Source organism: Allostigmatella hybrida (genome assembly GCF_020103775.1).
In the GTDB taxonomy this organism is placed as follows: Bacteria; Myxococcota; Myxococcia; order Myxococcales; family Myxococcaceae; genus Hyalangium; species Hyalangium aurantiaca.
The window spans coordinates 102,101-119,730 of record NZ_JAHXBH010000028.1 but is presented as its reverse complement, the minus strand read 5'-3'; the positions used below and the strand labels follow the sequence as shown (position 1 = coordinate 119,730).

At 66.4% G+C, this 17,630-nt stretch carries 12 protein-coding genes; 5 read left to right on the top strand and 7 right to left on the bottom strand.

All coding sequences use genetic code 11. The features are described from left to right. The first annotated feature begins 20 nt into the window (after nt 1–20). The 4 genes from KY661_RS30485 to KY661_RS30470 all read left to right on the top strand — a co-directional run bounded on the left by KY661_RS30485 (nt 21) and on the right by KY661_RS30470 (nt 5,175). On the top strand, nt 21–917 hold the full coding sequence (locus tag KY661_RS30485; protein WP_225413543.1) for a DUF2381 family protein: 897 nt from the start codon (nt 21–23) through the stop codon (nt 915–917). After that, on the top strand, nt 914–2,653 hold the full coding sequence (locus KY661_RS30480) for a serine/threonine protein kinase (RefSeq protein ID WP_225413540.1): 1,740 nt from the start codon (nt 914–916) through the stop codon (nt 2,651–2,653). The genes KY661_RS30485 and KY661_RS30480 overlap by 4 nt, the downstream gene beginning before the upstream one ends. Before the next feature lie 158 nt (nt 2,654–2,811). After that, complete coding sequence (locus tag KY661_RS30475; RefSeq protein WP_225413539.1) at nt 2,812–3,960, top strand: serine/threonine protein kinase; 1,149 nt, start codon at nt 2,812–2,814, stop codon at nt 3,958–3,960. A gap of 807 nt (nt 3,961–4,767) precedes the next feature. Continuing rightward, entirely contained in the window at nt 4,768–5,175 is a 408-nt protein-coding gene (locus tag KY661_RS30470; RefSeq protein ID WP_225413538.1) for a hypothetical protein, read from the top strand. 150 nt (nt 5,176–5,325) lie between these two features. Here KY661_RS30470 and KY661_RS30465 read toward each other — a convergent pair whose 3' ends face one another. Both KY661_RS30465 and cglE read right to left on the bottom strand, forming a co-directional pair. Continuing rightward, entirely contained in the window at nt 5,326–6,765 is a 1,440-nt protein-coding gene (locus KY661_RS30465; protein ID WP_225413537.1) for a glutamine synthetase family protein, read from the bottom strand. A 159-nt stretch (nt 6,766–6,924) separates the two neighbouring features. Then, nucleotides 6,925–7,521 carry an adventurous gliding motility protein CglE gene (gene cglE, locus KY661_RS30460; protein WP_075008560.1) on the bottom strand — a complete coding sequence of 199 codons (597 nt, stop codon included), beginning with the start codon at nt 7,519–7,521 and terminating at the stop codon, nt 6,925–6,927. 319 nt (nt 7,522–7,840) lie between these two features. Between cglE and KY661_RS30455 the strand changes: the two genes are divergently transcribed. Next, nucleotides 7,841–8,314, top strand: a complete 474-nt coding sequence (locus KY661_RS30455) for a response regulator (RefSeq protein WP_225413536.1) — start codon at nt 7,841–7,843, stop codon at nt 8,312–8,314. A gap of 72 nt (nt 8,315–8,386) precedes the next feature. Here the strand turns inward: KY661_RS30455 and KY661_RS30450 are convergent, their stop codons facing one another. From KY661_RS30450 to KY661_RS30430, 5 genes are all read right to left on the bottom strand, one after another. Next, nucleotides 8,387–10,321, bottom strand: coding sequence for a TonB family protein (locus KY661_RS30450; RefSeq protein ID WP_225413535.1), 1,935 nt, complete (start codon nt 10,319–10,321; stop codon nt 8,387–8,389). 53 nt (nt 10,322–10,374) lie between these two features. Next, nucleotides 10,375–10,647 carry a hypothetical protein gene (locus KY661_RS30445; protein WP_075008662.1) on the bottom strand — a complete coding sequence of 91 codons (273 nt, stop codon included), beginning with the start codon at nt 10,645–10,647 and terminating at the stop codon, nt 10,375–10,377. A 145-nt stretch (nt 10,648–10,792) separates the two neighbouring features. Continuing rightward, nucleotides 10,793–12,220 (bottom strand): tetratricopeptide repeat protein, encoded by a 1,428-nt coding sequence (locus KY661_RS30440; RefSeq protein ID WP_225413534.1) that lies wholly within the window; start codon nt 12,218–12,220, stop codon nt 10,793–10,795. Next, complete coding sequence (locus tag KY661_RS30435) at nt 12,220–15,864, bottom strand: tetratricopeptide repeat protein (RefSeq protein WP_225413533.1); 3,645 nt, start codon at nt 15,862–15,864, stop codon at nt 12,220–12,222. Before KY661_RS30435 ends, KY661_RS30440 begins: the two co-directional genes overlap by 1 nt. Before the next feature lie 219 nt (nt 15,865–16,083). Beyond that, a complete protein-coding gene (locus KY661_RS30430) occupies nt 16,084–17,619 on the bottom strand; it encodes a tetratricopeptide repeat protein (protein ID WP_075008565.1) in 1,536 nt (511 codons plus the stop codon). Nucleotides 17,620–17,630 lie beyond the last annotated feature (11 nt).

Below are 17,630 nucleotides of genomic sequence, written 5' to 3'. Positions count from 1 at the left end.
CATGGGTAGGCAACCCCATCATGTCTTCGCCTACCCGTCGAGTAGGTTCTCTCGGTTACCCCAACAGACTCCTAGCGCTCGCGCTTCTCTGGGGGGCTGCGGCACGAGCCGAGTCGGCGCATGGGGGGCGCGTCGAGCGCCTGCGAGCTGTCACCATCGCGAGCGGTCCCGCCGATCCGCTTCCCGAGGTTCACGTCACGGGAGATAAGCCGACGCTGCTCTTCTTCCCAGCGCCGATCCAGACGAAGACCCTCACCTTCGATGAGTCCCGGATCCGCGTGCTGGACACGGGAGCACTCTCGGTGATCGTCCAAGCCGTGACGGACCTCAAGGAAGGCGAGCGCCACGAGATCGGGGTGTTCTTCGCCGATGGGAGGGCGCCGTCACGGGCCGCCTTCGTACTCGTGACACACCCCTCCGAGGTGGACGCCCGGATTGACGTACAGCGCCCTGAGCCGCCCGCCGCGCCTTGCCAGAACGAAGATCGACTCCGGACGCCGCTCCCAGAGGATTTCGTTTTGCTTGGGTACGTGGACAAGAAGGGTGTATCGGTCACGCCGGTCAAGGATGTCGACGATGAGGCTCAGGGACTCAAAACGCAGTCTGGGCTCTTCTATCTCGGCAGGGGATGGGCGCTGGTTTCACTCAAGGTTAAGAATCACTTTGAGCATCCCGCGTGGATACCGCGAGAGGCAACTTTCACTGGGCCTTTAGGTTTGACATTGAGGGCGCGGCTGGTGGTGGAGGGTGGAGACCTAATTGAACCGGGTGCTTATGGCTGGGTGCTTGCCGTAGTGGACATGCCGGCGTTGAGCGCGGACACGTCATTCACGCTGGAGTTGCGTGGGAAGGATGGCCGGAATCTCAAGGTTCCGGATGTGCGTTTCCCCAAAGCTAAATTGGAGGTGATTCAATGACAGCGAATCTGCTGAGTCCGACCTCTGGCGCTGTCGTTGATGGTTGGCACGTCTCAAGGGAACTCGGCGACGGCGGTTTTGGCATTGTCTATCTTGCGGAGAAGAACGGCAAGCCCTATGCGCTCAAGGTGGCACGCCATCGCGAAGCCAGCGGGGACGACAAGCAAACACATGCCCGGATGGTGCGTGAAGCCACAACACTCCTCATGCTGGATCACCCCAATGTCATCCGGCCTCGGGGGCACGGGTACGCGGAAGCTGGCAACATGTACGTCGCGTTGGAATACGTGGACGGTTGGACGCTGGCGGAGTGGAAGGAACTCAAGCACCCCACCATTCACGAGATCCTGCGAGTCTTCGTCAAGCTCGCTTCCACGCTGTCGTATATGCATTCGCGCGGCGTGCTTCACCGGGATTTGAAGCTGGTCAACGTCCTAATACGGAAGAGCGACGGCGAGCCCGTCATCATCGACTTTGGCTGTGCAACCTACTCGCTGGCCGAAGATCTCACGGAAGAAGGGTTGCCCCCAGGGACAGAGCGATTCCGCGCGCCCGAGCAAGTCAGGTTCGAGCGAGAGCACAAGGACAATCGCCGGGCGCGGTATGCCTTCAAGGTCGCTGACGAAATCTTCGCGTTAGGGGCCATGCTCTATGAGCTGCTGACGGACCCGTGGCCGAAGCATTACTACGTGCGCGCGCCCTTGAACATCCAGATGCCGCCACCGCCGGCATTCGACGTGAACCCCCGGATCCCCGAGTCGCTCAGCGAACTGGTCGAGAAGATTCTTTCCCGGGAGCCCTCCAGGCGCCCCGTGGACGCGGAGGCCCTCCGTCGCGAGCTGGAAGAACACCTAGAGCGCTCGGGGGCCGAGTACATGGTGCCCGCCCATGCCCCCTCCGAGCAGTTGCTGGCGGAGCCTTCCGAGTCTGAGGGCCTCCCCGGAGTGCCTCCCAAGGGCCCTCCGCCGCGCAAGGTGCCGAAGAAGACGCTGACCGTAGGCACGGCGCTGGTGATGGCCCTGGCCGCGGCTGTGACCTTCTGGCGGGCCTGTGGCGACGTTCCCGCCTCGCCTTCGGAACATTCCGCGCCGCCGATGACATCCCCTCTTGATATGTCCCTCCCGAGCCCCGTGCCGATGGTCCTCCCCCCGGCGACGGATGCTGGCCAGAAGGAAGATTCCACCGTGAAGACGACACCTGAAATTCCGTCCCAGAGGCTCCCCATGCGCGTACAGAAGGGGTCTAGCGCTGCCGAGTGCGCCACAATGGCGCTGGTCGCGGCCCTCGCGGCTGGCTGCCCTGGTTCTCAAATTCGGCCCGAGTCTTTCACCTGCCCCGCTGGTGCCGCGCGGGCCATGGTGAAAGAGCTTCACTGGGAGGACGGCGACCGCTTCGACCTCGTGCTCGACGACCGGCACAACATCGATGGGAAGATTTGGTTCACCGCCGGTTCTGATGTGGTGGGGGTCGTCCCGAAAGTAAAGGGGCTCGACCGGAGACAGCTCGAAGTGGCGCCCCCTGGAACACGCTTTTACGGCAAGGCTTACTACCTCTCCGACAAGATGGGCCGCTCTGACGGGCCGGCGCTGGTCATCCGGTACGACCGCGTGAAGCTTCCTGGGCAGGATGAGAGACCCGTCTGCTTCGTGGTGGAGAGCCGTTCTTACGGGTTCAAGGATGGGCGCGTGCAGGCTAGCAATACCAATGTGGGCACAGTCGTGGATCGCTGGCCCTGACTCCCGGGCGTCAGGACGTGACGGGTAGCTGCCTTCTCGTCACGCCTTCGCACGTGCGACAGCTTCTGACCTGGGAGGTAGTTCCTTTTCGACCAATCCTGCGGGTAGTATTCCTCTGCGTCGCGTCGGCTTGGTGCCGCGCGAGCGGAGGGACGAACATGACGACAGGCGTTTTCGGTGTTCCGAAAGGGGCGATTCTCTTCGAGCTGGACGGCATTCAGTACGAGGTGCGCGAAAACCTGGGGGTCGATGAACGCGGGATCAGCCGCTTCGTTGCACGGCAGCGCATCGGCGAACAGACGAAGGAAAAGGTTCTGCTCAGCGCAGTAGGCGGTTCGAGCAGCCTTCCGATCACGAAGCTCCTGCGCGCCAGGGCGAAGCTCGAAGAGCAGGTGCGCTTGGCCAAGCACCTTGAACACCCTGGGGTCCATCGGGTCCACGGTTTGAAGAAGACCGAAGGGACATGGTACGTGATCACCGACTACCCACGCGGCAACACGCTGAGCACCCTCATCAACCTTGTGGGGGAGTGCCGCCATTGGTACACGCCGCAATTCACCATGTATATCGGTGCCCGGGTGGCGGACGTGTTGGAGTACGCGCACGCGGCAAAGGACGAGCAGGGACGCCCCTTGAACATCGTTCACCGGTCCATCGATCCGGATCACATCTACCTGGAATGGAACGGCATGATCCGAGTCTCGGACTTCGGTCTTTCCCTCTCCGCCCTACCGGGACGCATTCCCTCCACCGTCCGGCGCTTGAACGGGGATGGCTTCTACTCCTCGCCGGAAATGATCCTGGGAAAGCGCGTTGACTCGCGAGCGGATCTCTTCTCCCTGGGGATGACCCTGCTCGAATTGTCCACCGGAAAGAACCTCCTCTATGCGCCGGATGAGCTGACTGCCGAGGTCAAGGCGTCCCTCACAGCGCCGAAGCTTCGCCGAGTCAAGCGGTCCATCGAACGTGCTCGGCTTTCGAAGGGCTCGCGCCTTCTGGAGGATGCAATCTGGCGCGCGGCTACCTACACGGAAGCGGATGTCGAGCGCGCGACGGCCAGTCTCCCGGAGGGCCTGCGCATGACGCTCCACAAGCTCCTTCATCCCTCGCTGAGCAAGCGCTACCAGACGGCGGGGGAGCTGGGGGTCGATCTGCGGCATTGGCTGGGGGAGATAGCTTTCAGCCCTGACGATGCGATCAAGGAAGTCACGCGCGTCATGAACGAGGCTGGGAACTACATGGCCAACACGGGACTGGATAGCGCCCTGCCGAAAAGGCGGGTCCACGAAGTCACCACGGCCAAGTAGCGGGCCGCCCGTGCTGGGCCTCGAAGCTCCAACGGGGCCCGGCAGCTCGGAGGAGACCCCGCCGCACGGTTCTCCCTGTGGCTGCCCCTCTCCGCCATGTTGCGTCTATGTCGCGAGAGAGTGCGGAACGGGCTGGAACAGGGCGGGACTACAGGGGACGCGGCGGGATATCGAATCCAAGTCGTTCCGGGCGGCTACGAGGTAAGGGCGCGATTCCGCTGGGAGTTTCGCACCACCCGGAGCGGGTTCGATTCCCGCCGCCTCAGTGCGAATGCGCCGCCATTGCAGGTATGGGCCCAGCCGTCGAAGAGGGCCCCGGTCAATCCCATCTAGCCATCGACCCGTTCTCCCGCGACCGGCTACAGTGTCCCATGTGCCGAGGCTCCTCGCGATCCCCTTGCTGTTGACGCTCACAATGCTGGGGTGTGCAGTTAGCTCAAGCGGACGCGGTGGGGAATTCTACCAAGCGTCACCGGTCTCCGGCCCTGTTCTGCCACCGCCTACCGAGGGGCATGTGGCGTCGTTCTGTGAGCTGAACCCGGAAGCCTGCTTGGAGCCGCTACCTCCTCCAGAGCCTGGGGAGTCCGAGGCCACAGCGGACCCATGGAAGTCCTTCGCATGCATCCAGGCATGCCAGGCAGGGAGTCAGGCGATGGAGAAATTCTGCGAGAACCTCCCAGGAAGGACGAAGCGACAGCAGAAGCTCAAGGCCCTTTGCTTTGGCTCGTGCTACGCGGGCAAGGCCACATGCCTCGTATTCTGCCGAGCCTATTTTGGTCCCCCCAGGAGCCCATGAGCTCGCGCTCTATGCCTGAGAAGAATGAAAACTGGCGTCCGAAGGTGAGGCGAATTGAAGACCCGATTGCGGAGGATTGCTGGGAGTACATTACCCCCTCGGGAAAGCAGCGTATCTCCAGGCTCATGGTGGGCAGGCCGGTGCACTACCCTGAGCGGCGGCTCTGGTACTGCCCGGTACTGATCGAGGGCTACACCAAGCCTCGGATCAGACCGATCTTCGGGATGGGGCCCGTAGACTCGCTGATGAACGCAATGACTTTCGTCCGAAGTTTCTTCGAGGAGAATTTCGAGGTTCTGCCTGGAGCAAAGCCAGCAAGCACCCAGCGGACCCGCCCGCTTGGCATTGGCAAGCGGACCTCGCTTCAGAGGAAGTCCCAGAAGAGACGCCAGGGGAAGAGTCGAACCCAGCCCCGGTGAACTCAAGTCCTGTCGGCCATGCTTCGTGGCTCCCAACGCCATCCCGTAGGACGAAAAAGAACAGCCCGGGCAGGGGAAGTCCCCCGCTCCGGGCTGTGGCCGAGGAGAGCCTCACGCAAGGCCTCTCTCCTCGGAACGCTCTGGGACGGCTTAGAACTGGCTCCAGAGGTGCTGGTTGGTCACCTCGTGGTGGAACTGGATCTCCGCCGACTTCACGCGCGTGCCCAGCTGCTTGGGGCAGCGCTCGGCCGAGGCCTGCTTCAGCTCCGCGAACTTGCTCTGCACCACCTCGCCGAGCACCTGCGAGACGAACTGGCTGCCCTTGAACAGGCGCACGGCGTCGAAGATGTTGTCCGGCAGGAACCGGGTGCGGCTGCGCTTGGTCTCCGCGTCCTCCTGCGGCGCCGGGCCCTCCATCGCGGTGCGCAAGAGCGTGTAGAGCACCATGTAGGGGTTCGCGTCCGGGGCCACCGAGCGCACCTCGATGCGCGCGCTGCGCTCGTTGCCGAACGGGATGCGCACCATCGCGCCGCGGTTGTTCGGGCTCGCCTTGATCTGGTTGGGCGCCTCGTAGTGCGGATCCAGCCGGCGGTAGGCGTTCACGCTCGAGTTGAGCACCAGGCAGATGTCGTTGGCGTTGTTGAGGATGCGGTCGATGCAGTCCCAGCCCATCTGCGTCAAGCCGTCCTGGCCGCCCTTGTCGTAGAACAGGTTCTTGCCGCCCTTGGAGAGCGACAGGTTCATGTGCATGCCGTTGCCGTTCACGCCCATCACCGGCTTGGGCAGGAAGCTGGCGGTCAGCCCCAGCTGCGCGGCCACCTGGCGGCACAGCAGCTTGTAGAGCTGGATCTGGTCGGCGGAGATGAGCGCCTCGCTGTACGAGAAGTTCATCTCGAACTGGCTGGGGGCCACCTCCGGGTGGTCCTTCTCGTTCTGGAAGCCCATGGCGCGCTGCGCCTCGGCCGCGTGATCGATGAAGGCGCGCAGCGAGTCACCCGGCAGCGAGTGGTAGTAGCCACCCGTGGAGATGAACTCGAACTGGTTCGTCTCGTGGTAGTGGCGCTCGGCGTCGCGGCCCTTGAAGAGGAAGCCCTCGATCTCCGGCGCCGCGTGGCAGATGAGCCCGTCCTTCTGGAACATCTGGCCCGTGAGGCGCTTGAGCACCCCGCGCATGTCCGAGGCGTACGCCGAGCCGTCGCGCTCCAGCACCTCGCTGAACACCAGCACCTTGCCCGGCCCGAAGATGTCCGAGGGCAGCCAGTAGAAGGACGACCAGTCCACGTTCAGCCGCAGGTCGCTCTCGGCCTGCGCCGAGAAGCCGCGGATGGACGAGCCGTCGAACGTCAGGTTGTCGGCGCTCTTGAGGAGGAACTTCTTGTCGTAGTCCAGCATGTGCAGCCGGCCTTCGAGGTCGGTGAAGCACACGGTGACGGCCTTGATGCGCTTCTCATCGGTGAGGTACCGGGTGCGCTCCTCGCGCAGCTTGTCCGGCGACTCCCGCTTGAGCCGCTGCTCCTTCACCTGAAGGTTCAGCTCCTCCAGCTCGTCGTAGGGAATCTCGAGAAAGTCCCGCAGGCCCTTCGCTTCCATGGTGTGCCTCCAGCTGGGACCCCAGAAATGGGCGGGGGTCCACATCGCAGGACCATGTATTTATGCTTGGGGAGCCGAAATCAAGCCCAAACTCCCACAAAAATACCCTAAAACTTCGGTTCTTGAGCAGATGTCCGCGTCTGGACGCCTTTAACACCCTCAGAACGTGTACTTCACGCGGGGGAAGATGGCGAAGGTGGGGATGTTGGGCCCGATGATGTAGCGGGCCAGCACGTCCGCCCCCACCGAGAAGTGGTCCATCATCGTCGCGTACTCGATGCCGATGCCCACCCCGGCGTTGAGCGCGTTGATGGCGCGCCCCGGGTCGCCCTCCCCTTCCACCGGCGTCGGATCCAACCGCGTGTAGCCCGCCGCCAGCTTCGGCGTGAGGAAGAAGCGCTCGGCGAGCCGCACGTGGTAGGCGGCCGTCAGGTCCCCGAAGGCCACCGTGAAGTTGTCCGACAGAGAGCACAGGCCCGTGTCCTGCTGGTAGGTGGCGAAGCAGTTCGCCGCGGACGTGCCCAGCGCGAAGTGCGCCCCCAGGGAGATGGACTCCGTCACGTCGTAGCCCACCCCCAGCTGCAGGTAGGACTGGGCGTTGGAGTAGCTGTTCTCGCCCCCCAGCGTGAAGAACACGCCGATGTCCGTCTCCGTGAAGAAGCCCCGGCGCGGTTTGAACGCCACGCCCTCCGGGGGCGTGGCCGCCAGGGCGGACGAGGACAGGACGAGCGCGGCGAACAACAGGGACTTCCTCACAAAACCTCCCCAGGCGGGTGCTCCCACGGATTTCTGGGAGTTGCGCCGGACGTTAGTGACGTCCCCTCCCGCGCAGCAATGATCGGCGTGCAGTGTCTGGGCGTGAAACGTCATCCACTCCACGGCCCGCGCACGCCAGGCCCTTCCCCCGTCCCATGCGGCTTCACGCTCTCGAACGCTCGGGCGCCGCCGCCCCGGGTGAAGAGGGGCTGACTTAACCCTCTAGTCCGCAAATCGCGGAAGCGGGGGTGAAAGCCATGAAGGCAAGCGCCACGTTGGCCGGGTTCGCGGAAGTACCGCACGGCCGGGGGGGGCCTGGATGATCAAGCAATGCAATGTTCTGCTCGTAGACAGTGAAGACTCCGAGCTGGGGGCCACGGGGGCCATGCTCTCCGGGCAGTTCCAGCTGCGGCTGGCCAACAGCGGGGAGGCGGCGCTGGGGCTGCTGGAGAAGCAGTCCTTCGATGTGCTGTGCACGAACCTCAAGCTGCCCCGGCGCAACGGCCTGCAGCTGCTGCGGCTGGCCGCGGGGTTCCACCCGCAGCTCGCCTGCGTGCTCATCGCCGACAACCGCGAGTACTGGGAGTGCTGCGCGCCCCAGGAGCGGCAGGGCACCTTCTCCCTGCTGTTCAAGCCCTTCACTGCCGACGAGCTCATCTCGACCCTGTGGCGCGCCATGGCCATGGTCAACCTCAAGCGGGCCCTGGCCAACACCCAGCCGGGCGGACTCCGCGAGAAGCCCCGCCGCCCGGAGCTGGTCCCGGCCATGCCTTCGGACCTCGTCACGCCGTAGCGCCTGCGCCTGAAATGAAACGAGCCCCCCCGGCGGACCGGGAGGGCTCACGTCACTTCAAGCCTGGGCGCCCTACTCCTCGCTGCCCGAGGGCGAGAAGAGCCAGGGGTAGGTGACCGCGACCACGCCACCGCCCTTGGGCTCGGGGAACTTCCAGCGGCGGATGCGCGAGAGCATGCAGTTCTCCGCCGTGGCGTTGCCGAGCGTCGTCTCGGCCACGTTCGCCTCGGCCACCGCGCCCGCCGGGTCGATGGTGAAGGCCACCGCCACCTTGCCCGCCAGGCTCGGGTTCTTGTTCAGCTCGGTCTCGTAGCAGTATTTGATTTCGTTCTGGTGGCGCCGGATGACCTTGGCGATGACGTCCTTGTCCAGGCCGCCGATGACCGTCGTCTTGCCAGGAACCACCTTGGTGGTGCCCCGGCCCTTGCCGCTCAGGTCGATGCCGCCGGTGCCGCCCGTGCCGCGGCCGCCGCCCTGGGTGCCCAGGCCGCCGATGCCCAGCGCCTTGCCGCCACCGCCGGAGCCCGTGCCGCGCGAGCCGAGGCCGCCCACGCCCTGCGCATCCCCCATGCCCGCGCCGGTCTTCAGGCCGCCCAGGGCGTTGTTGATGCCGGTGCCCAGGCCGCCCGGACCGAACACGTCCGAGGCGCCGCCTTTGAGGCCCTTGAAGGCGCCCAGCAGGCCCACCTGGCCCACCACCTGGCGGTCCTTCTCCTTCTTCGTCTTGTCCACGACGGGGGTGCCCGCCTTGGAGGGATCCGCCTCGGCCTTCTTCGCCTCCTCCTTGCCGAACTTGCCCTCCTCGTCCTTCGCCTTGGCGCCCTCTTCCACGCCGGCCAGCTTGAGCTTCTTCAGCTCCTGCTTCTTCTCCGGCGTCACGAGGAACTTCGCCACGCGCTGCTGGGACTGGAGCAGGTCATCCGCGGACGGAGACTCCGTGCGCGGCGTCAGGAGCATGGCGGCGACGAGCGCGCCCGAGGCCAGCAGCGTGATGCAGGCGATCTTGAAGTAGGTGAAGTCCGCCTCCTCGACGGTGCTCACCTGGATGGCCGGCGAGGGCCGCACGTAGCGGACCACGAAGGCGAGCGTGCCGAGCGACACCTCGGCCCGGTCATGCAGGCCCAGGGTGAAGACTTGGCCCTCGGCGGCCGCGGCCTGCGAGAGCTGGCCGGAGGCGCGCAGCGCGTCCTTGGTCCGCACATCGCCCTGCGAGGTGACGATGACGCCCGCCTTGCCCGGCACGCGCAGCTCCACCTGCTCGCCCTTGCCCACCGCCAGCACGTGGCGCGCGCCCACCTCGGGCACGAAGACGTGGAAGACGCTCTTCTTGCCCTCGCCGATGGTGACCGGCACGCCGTCCCGGAAGTGCCGCACCTCGAGGAGCTGGTCGCCCCAGAGCATGGCCACCTGGAGGATCTTCGCCTCCGGGGTGGGCAGCGCGTCCAGCGGGAGCGGCTCCTGCAGGTGCGCGGGCACCTGGGGCTTCTTGGCCACCGGGGCCACCGTGGGCACCGCGGCCAGGCTCTTGGCCTTCATGCCCGGGGGCGCCACGGCGCGGCTGGCCGAGGGGATGACGATTTCAGGCGCCGCCGGGGGCGCGGGGGGCACCGGGGCCCGCTGCGTCACCGAGCTCTGGAAGCTCCGGCCATTCACCTGCGCGCCCGCGGGGGGCTTGGGAGCCGCCGCGGGCGCCTCGCCGAAGAGCACCTCCACGCGCGAGGAGCCCATCTTGAGCACGTCGCCGGGCACCAGCGCCTTGGGCACCAGCAACCGCTGGTCTCCCACCTGCGTCCCGGCCTCGCTGCCGAGATCGATGGCGGTTACCCCGCCCTCCTTGTCCACCTTCAACATCACGTGGAGGTTGGAGACGCTAGGGTCCGCAATCTTCACCGCTGCCTGCGCCCCCGAACCGACGATGATGCTCTCGGTGTCCGCGATGGCTTCCATCGTGGAACCGTCTGGTCCGGTGATGCGCAACCTCAGTCCGTTATTCTTCGCCGCCGCCATAAGGATGTTCCCTTCCGCCCTTCCCCAAAGAAAAACGAGCGCCCTCCCAGGCGCTAGAGGTTATCCACCGACTTCTGCAGCTCGGGGTTGAAGTTGTCCCGAACCTTGATGAGGCTCTGAAAGTCCGTCTTCTTCCGGTTGAGGAGGTAGGAGCCCTCGGGCTTCGTGAGCTCGCCTTCCACCGTCACGTCCGTGAAGTCGATGACCGTCTTCTTGCGATAGATCGTCTTGTCGGCCTCCTGGATGATCTTCACGTCGTTGTCCTGAGCCAGCGCGGGGCTGGCGCCCAGCAGGGCCACCACCACCACCGAAGCCAGTCGTCTCATCTCCAACCTCCCATCACTCATCGGTCTTGCAGGAGTCGATCCAAGTGCAACCCCTTGGATCCTAAAGGGCCGGGGCCCGGTCCGTCACCTGCCCCCACCCAGGACGGAAAAAAATTCTTCCCCGTCCCGTAAACTTGGATGCCCCTCAGGGCGTAGGCACCGGGGCCCCAGCCGGGCTGTCCGGAGAGGCCGCGGGCACCTCCTGGGAAGGCGCGGGCTCCTCCGAGGCGGTCTCGTCCGCGGGAGGCGGCTCCTCGGCGGGCGTCCCCTCCTCGCGCGCGGCCTCATCGGACACCTTGTCGAGCAAGGAGCCGTCCTTGCCCTGGACCGCTTCCTTTTTCTGCTCGGCGGCGGGCTGCTGCTGCCCGCTCTTGAGCATGGCCTGGATGCCCTGGACCTTCGCGTCGATCGTCTGGCGGTCCTGGGGCGAGGTGGCCTGCAGGGCCTTGCAGCGCTCGAGGTAGCCGAGCGCCTTCTGCCAACCGGCCCGGTCCGCGGCGTACGCCCACCCGGCGCCGCACACGGCCTCCGGGTGCTCGGGACGCATGGCGAGCACCTTCTCGAAGACGTCCCCGGCGGCGATGCCCCGCTTGCCGTCGCTGCCCTTCTGCCCGTCCAGGGCATAGGCGTAATACAGGTGGCTCTCGTAGGAGGTGGGGTCCAGCTCCACCGCCCGGGCGAAGGCCTTCTCGGCCCCCGCGTAGTCGCGGTACGCCAGCGACATGGCGCCGATGTTCAGGTAGCCCGGAGCGAACTTGTCATCGAGCGACACGGCCTTCTGGAACTGGGCGAGCGCCCGGGGACGCTCGTTCAGCTTCAGGTAGATCATCCCCAGGTTGTTGTAGACGCCGGGATCATTCTCCGCGAGCTTGCGCGCGTTGGCGCTCACCAGCTCCGCGAGCCGGTACTGCCCCTGGTCGTAGTAGACGAGCGCGAGGTTCTTGTACGCCTCGGGGTTGTCCTTGCTGCGCGCCAGGACGCGGCGGGCGGTGGCCTCGGCGAGCTCGAACTGGCCCGCGAGCCGGTACGCCACGGTGAGGTTGTTGAGCAGCGCCACATCGTGCGCGTGGCCCGGCGCCTTCAGCGCCCCCTCGTACAGGCGGATGGCCTCGGCGAACTTCTCCTGCACCCGGTACAGCCGCCCCAGGTTCAGCAGCGAGGGCTGATGGTCCGGCGCCTGGGCGAGCACCTTCTCGTAGGCGGCCTGGGCATCGGCGAGCCGGCCCTGGCGCTCGGCGATGAGCCCCAGGTTGAACTGGGCGTTGAGGCTCTGCGGGGCCGCCGCCACCACCTGCTCGAAACCCTTGCGGGCCGCGTCGTAGTTGCCCGCGTCGAAGGCGGCGAGGGCCGAGATGAACAGGGCATGCGGCCCTGAATCATTGGAGGCCGGTGGTGCCGAGGGCACCTCGGAGGTGGCCACCGGGATGCGCCGCTCGCCGGGCGCATCGGCGGTGGCGGGTTTGATTTGCGAGGACGTCGCGCAGGCGGTGGTGAAGGCGAGCGCGGCGGTGGTGAGCGAGCGGGCGAGCGTCATGGCGTTCTTCCCTGCGGGAGCCTTGGACTGGGTGCGCATCACAGCTGGACCTCCCCCACCTGGGCGGCGGGCGCGGGCGAGGCCGGCGGAGGCTCCGCGGCGGCCGGGGTGGCCGGCGCGGGAGGCACGGCGCCGGGGGTGGGCGAGGCGGTGGCGGAGGCCGACAGCTCCGGCTCCTTCACGACGCCCGAGGTGGCGAAGAACTCACTGCCCCGGAAGGGCACCTGGCGCACCTGGGCGTAGGCGCCCGGACGGTAGCGGTTCATCTGCTCCTGCGCGGTGAGCGTCCACTCGTTGTAGATGGACAGCTCGTAGGCCTTCTGGAGCGCCTTCTCGAGCGCCTCGGTCGCCTTGTCCTCCAGCGGCAGGGCCAGGTTCTCCAGCTCGCCGCGGTACATGGCGAGCTGATCCTCATCCAACCCCTTCGGGTCCGGCGACTCGAGGATGTTCTTCGCGAAGTCCGCGTAGGCCATGCCGATGCGGGTGAGCGCCGCGATGCCCCACTCGCCCGAGCCCACGGCCAGCACCGCCGCGTACTCCTTCTCCACGCGCTGAATCTCCTTCTGCTTGGCGGCGAGATCCCTGCGGATGGTGGCCACGCGCGAGAAGCGGATGTTGGTGTAGCGCCGCCACAGGAACTCCAGCTCCATGAAGCGCGTGTGGGCATACGCATCCAGGATCTTCACGTCCTGCTTGTCCGTGTCGGACAGCCGGCCCCAGCCGCGCAGCAGGTCCGCGCGGACGCGGTCCACGGAGCGCAGGTCCTTGGCCTGCTGGTACGCCAGCATCTCCCGGTAGTGCGCCAGGTAGATCTGCCCACTGGAGGTGCGCGGATCCTTCGCATACGTGTCGGCGAAGGAGGCGAAGGCGCGCGCCGCCTCGGACCAGCGGCCCGTCTTCTCGTGCACGAGCGCGACGTTGTAGGCGATCTGCGGCACGTCCTTGCGGTCCCGGAAGCGCGCCAGGTACTCGGCATAGGCGGAGACCGACTTCTGCGCCTCGCCCACGCCCTCCCACCAGAGGCCCGCGTTGAAGAGGGCGTCGGCCACCCACTCGCCAGCCTCCTTCACGAGCTGCTGGCGCTCGGTCTGCGGCGGGGCGGCCTCCGTGGAGGCAACCTCCTCCTGCTTCTTTCCTTGCGCCTTGGCACCCTTCTTCGGGGCCTTGGCCTTGGCCAGCTTCGTGCCCTTGGCCTCCTTCGCCTCCTTGCCGCCGTTCACCGCGGCGTCGTAGGCATCCACGAAGGCCTCGTACATCTCGGCGGACTTCCGGAACTCGGCCATCTTCTCGTAGAAGCCCGCCATCGTGTAGCGGACCTTCAGGCCGAAGACGCTGTCCGGGTACTCGTTGAGGACGCGGGCACCGGCCTCCACGCCGCGATCCAGCTCGGCGGCCTCCTGGAAGATGATCATCGCGTAGGTGAGCGCCCGGTCCGCGTTCTCCGACTTGGGGAACTCGGTGACGAAGGAGAGGAACAGCTCCGCGGCCTTCTTCGGGTTCTTCTCCTTGCGGTAGACGATCTCATCCACCCACTTGTACTGGCTGCCCTCCACCACCTTCGCCACGCGCGTGGCGAACTCGCTGCCCGGCTTGCTGAGCTTCTTGTTGCCCAGAAACTGGCGCGACAGCGTGTTGAGCTCCTGCCACTCCTCGCGGCTCTCCAGCACGAACATCGTCAGGTCGGCCGCGTCGCGCGAGCGCCGCTCCTCGGGGAACTTGGTGATGATCTCCCCGAAGCGCCGCGCCGCGTCCACGAAGTGGTTGCGGTCATAGAGGATGACGGCCGCCTGGTAGCGCAGGTCGATCTCGTCCGGGTTGTTGGGATAGAGCGAGTTGTACGTGTCGCACGCGGCCACCAGGCGCGCCTCGAGGCGCGTGAGCGGCTGCTCCTGCTGCTGCTTCGCGTCCTTCTTGACGATGCGCTTCTTCTCGACGTCGCCCTTGTCCTTGTTCTCGTTGACCTTCTGGCCGTCCTTGAGGTCGCTCTTGGTGAGCTGGCCCCGTTCGATCTTCACGAGCTTGTCGTAGGCGAGCACCGCGGCGAAGGACGCGCTCTTGCGGTAGGCCTCGTTGGACACCTCGCGGGCCGAGTCCCGGTCCGGGATCTTGAACGACACCACGGCGTCGTACTCCCCGGCGGCGGCCTCCCACTCCTCCAGCGCCCAGAGGATCTCCGCGTAGAAAAAGCGCAGGTTGAAGGCCGAGTCGGCGACGAAGTCCGGGTCCTCGCTGGAGGCGAACGCGTCCACGTACTGCTTGTAGATGTCGCGGGCGAGCCGGTAGGTCTCCACCTGGCGCGTCTTCTGCGCCTCCTGGTGGTACTCGGTCACCATCACCCGCATGGCCTCCTCGGTGACGTTGAAGGCGTTGCGCAGCACCGGGTTGTCCCCGGCGTTGGCCTGCCACCAGGTGCCGCCCGGGCGGTACAGGTCCACCATGCGCTTCATCTCGGCGCGCACCTGCGTGCGCTGGCGCAGCCCCTCGTAGGAGCGGACGATGGCCTGCTGGTACTCGGGCGCGTTCGGGCCCATGGGCGCGTCGTCCACGAGCGTGCGGAACATGAGGATGGCGCTGTCGAAGTGGCCCGCGTCCGCGAGCCCCACCGCCGTCTTGGCGATGAGCCGTCCCTGGCGCTTGGCCGGGGCCTTCGCCTTGAAGTAGGCCAGGGCCTCCTTGGGCTGATCGAGCTGGACGTAGAAGACGGTCAAGTCGTTGAGCGCCTCGGTCTTGAGGTCACCCAGCTCCTCGCCCTGCGTCTCGGCGAACTCCACGGCCTCCTGCAGCTTCTTGAGGCCGTCCTCGTAGCCACCGCTGTTGAAGTCACACCACGCCAGCTTGTAGATGGCGTAGGCGTAGATCTTCGGCACGCGCGTGTCGCGCGCCTTCTCGTAGTTCTCCCGCGCGGGCGCCAGCTTGTTGTTCTCGAAGAAGTAGTTGCCCAGCTGGATGTACGCGTCCGGGACGAACTGGGACTGCGGGAAGTCGCGGATGAGCTGCTGGTAGCGCTTCACCGCCTCGGGGCCCCGGTTGAGCTCGTAGAGGTTGTAGCCCTGGGCGAAGAGCACCTCGTCCATGTGCTCGTACTTGGGGTAGTCGCGCAGCAGGTCCTCGTAGAGGCTCATCGTCTCGGCGCGGTAGCGCTCGCTGTCGCGATGGTCCTGCTGCGGGGGCTCCACCTTCTCACCGCGCGCCTGCGCGGCATCGAACGCCTTCTCGGCCGCGAGAAAGCGGTCCATCTCCAGCCGGTAGAGGTACTTGGACTTCTCCCAGTACAGCTCCGAGAGCCGGTAGATGAGGTCCGCCTTGCGCTCGCTGCCGTCCTGGATCTTCGGGATCAGCCGCTTGAAGCCCTCGATGGCCTCATCGCGCTTGCGGTCCGCCAGCGCATCCTTCTTGGCGTCCGCGATGCGCGGCAGCTCCGCGAACTTCTCGTTGGCGGGCTTCACGCGCGCGGGGCCCTGGCGCTTGTCCTTCTCGTCCGCCACCACGGGGACCGCGGCCGCCACGGGCGACTTCGCGGCCTGGGACTTTGTCTGTTTGGATTTGGACTTACCTGGGACCGCCTTGGCCGCCGCAGAGGGCCTCTTCGCCGTAGCCTTCTTTGCCGCCGCCGCCTCACCCACACCACTCACGGTGAGCGTTACGCCCACAGCGAGCGCACCGAACCGAAGGAACGCCTTCATGCAAACTCCTGCCATGCCAAGGACGACGCAAAGTAGACGCGCACCTCTGGAATGAGAAGTGCTGCCGCCGTGCCATCACCGCGAATCATGCCCAGGGAGGCTCTGGATCTTTCGGGCGTTGAACATCCCGGTGAAAACACAAAGGGCCACTGCGCGGCGGACAACGCACAGGGGCCCTTCGTTACTCCTATCTGAACGGCCTATTCCCGGAAGCGGGCGCTACTCTCCCTGCTTGGCCGGGCAACCCCGCTTGAGGGTGTACTGGTAGTAGCCAATCTCGTCGATCCAGAATTCTCCCTGGAATTTCCAGTAGTTCCACGCGGCGCCGGGCATCGCGGGCCGGTAGAGCGACTGCCGGGTGAGCAAGGCCTTCTGATCCACGCCCTCCTGAAGGAGGTCCTTCTCGTCCAGCGCGGTCTGCACCCGGATGATCTCGGCCTGATCCGAGAAGGTGCGCAGGTTGTCGAACGCCTCGCGGATCCGGCTCCGGGCCAGGGTGCCGCCCACCTGGAGCAGCGTGCCGCGCACATCCTCCAGGGCGGTGGCCGTCTGGGCCGAGAGCGCGCTCCCCCTCCAGGCGGAGGTGCCGAGGATCTCCTTCTTCTCCCGGTCCACGCGGTCCAGCATCCGCATCACCTCGCGGATGCGCTCGTTGTTGCGCAGCCACAGGTACACCGGGCGCGGCAGGCGCCGGTTCTCCGAGGCGGCCAGGTTGAAGGCGGAGACCAGCTCCACGTCCTCGCCCGTGAAGGGCTCCAGCTGCTTGGCCATGGGCTCGTAGACCTGCTCGAAGGCCCCGAGCGTCGTCTTCACCTCATCGAACAGGCAGCTGTAATAGTAGACCGTGGCCTTGAGGATCCACGACTCGGGCTGGAAGGCCCCCGCGAACTGCGGCGCGTGCAGGGCCTGGAGGCTGCCGAGGGCTCCGCCGAAGTCCTCGTCCTGGAAGCGGGCGAAGCCGTTCTCGAAGAGGGCCTGGTCCCAGATGCGGGTGTAGCGCGGCACGGACTCGTAGGCGGCGATGGCCTGCTTGTACTCGCCGCGGCCGTAGTGCAGGCGGCCCAGCGCCAGCATCGCCAGGTGGCGGGTCTCCTCCAGCTCGAGCTGCCGCTCGCCCTTCTGGTCGATGACGCTCCGGAAGGACGTCACGGCGGTCTGATCGAGCGCCTCCCCTTCCCCAGGCCGGCCCGGGAAGCGCCGGTCGGCGAGCACCACGCCCAGCAGGTAGCGGGCCTTGGCGTAGACGCGGCTGTCGGCGGGCACGGCCTCCAGCAGGGAGCGCGCCTCCTCCAGGCGGCCCCGGCGGTGGCTGATGGTGCCCACCAGGTAGTTGATGCGCGCCAGCACCTCCTTGGGCAGCGTGACCCACCGGTCCCGCACCTCGTCCGTGTAGGCCTGGTTGAGGAGGCTGGGGATGAGGTTCTGCTCATCGAGCTGCTGCTGCATGTCGACGAGCCCCTCCACGGCCTGGAGGTAGGAGGGGTGCTGGGGGCCCGCCTTCACGATGGCCGCGTAGGTGACGAAGGCGCTCACCGGGAGCCCCTTCCGGGCGAAGGACTGGGCCAGGTAGTACTCGGCCTTGCCCTTGGTCTCCGCGTCCGCGGCGCCCTCGGACACCTGGAAGAAGAGCGGCGTGGCCGTCTCGAGCTCTCCCGCGTTGAAGGCGGAGAGGGCGCGGTTGTAGGTATTCGCATCCTGCGCGGACGCCGCGAACGGCGCCAGGGCGACGGCGGCCAGGACGAGCAGTCGGGACATGGCGTGGGTTT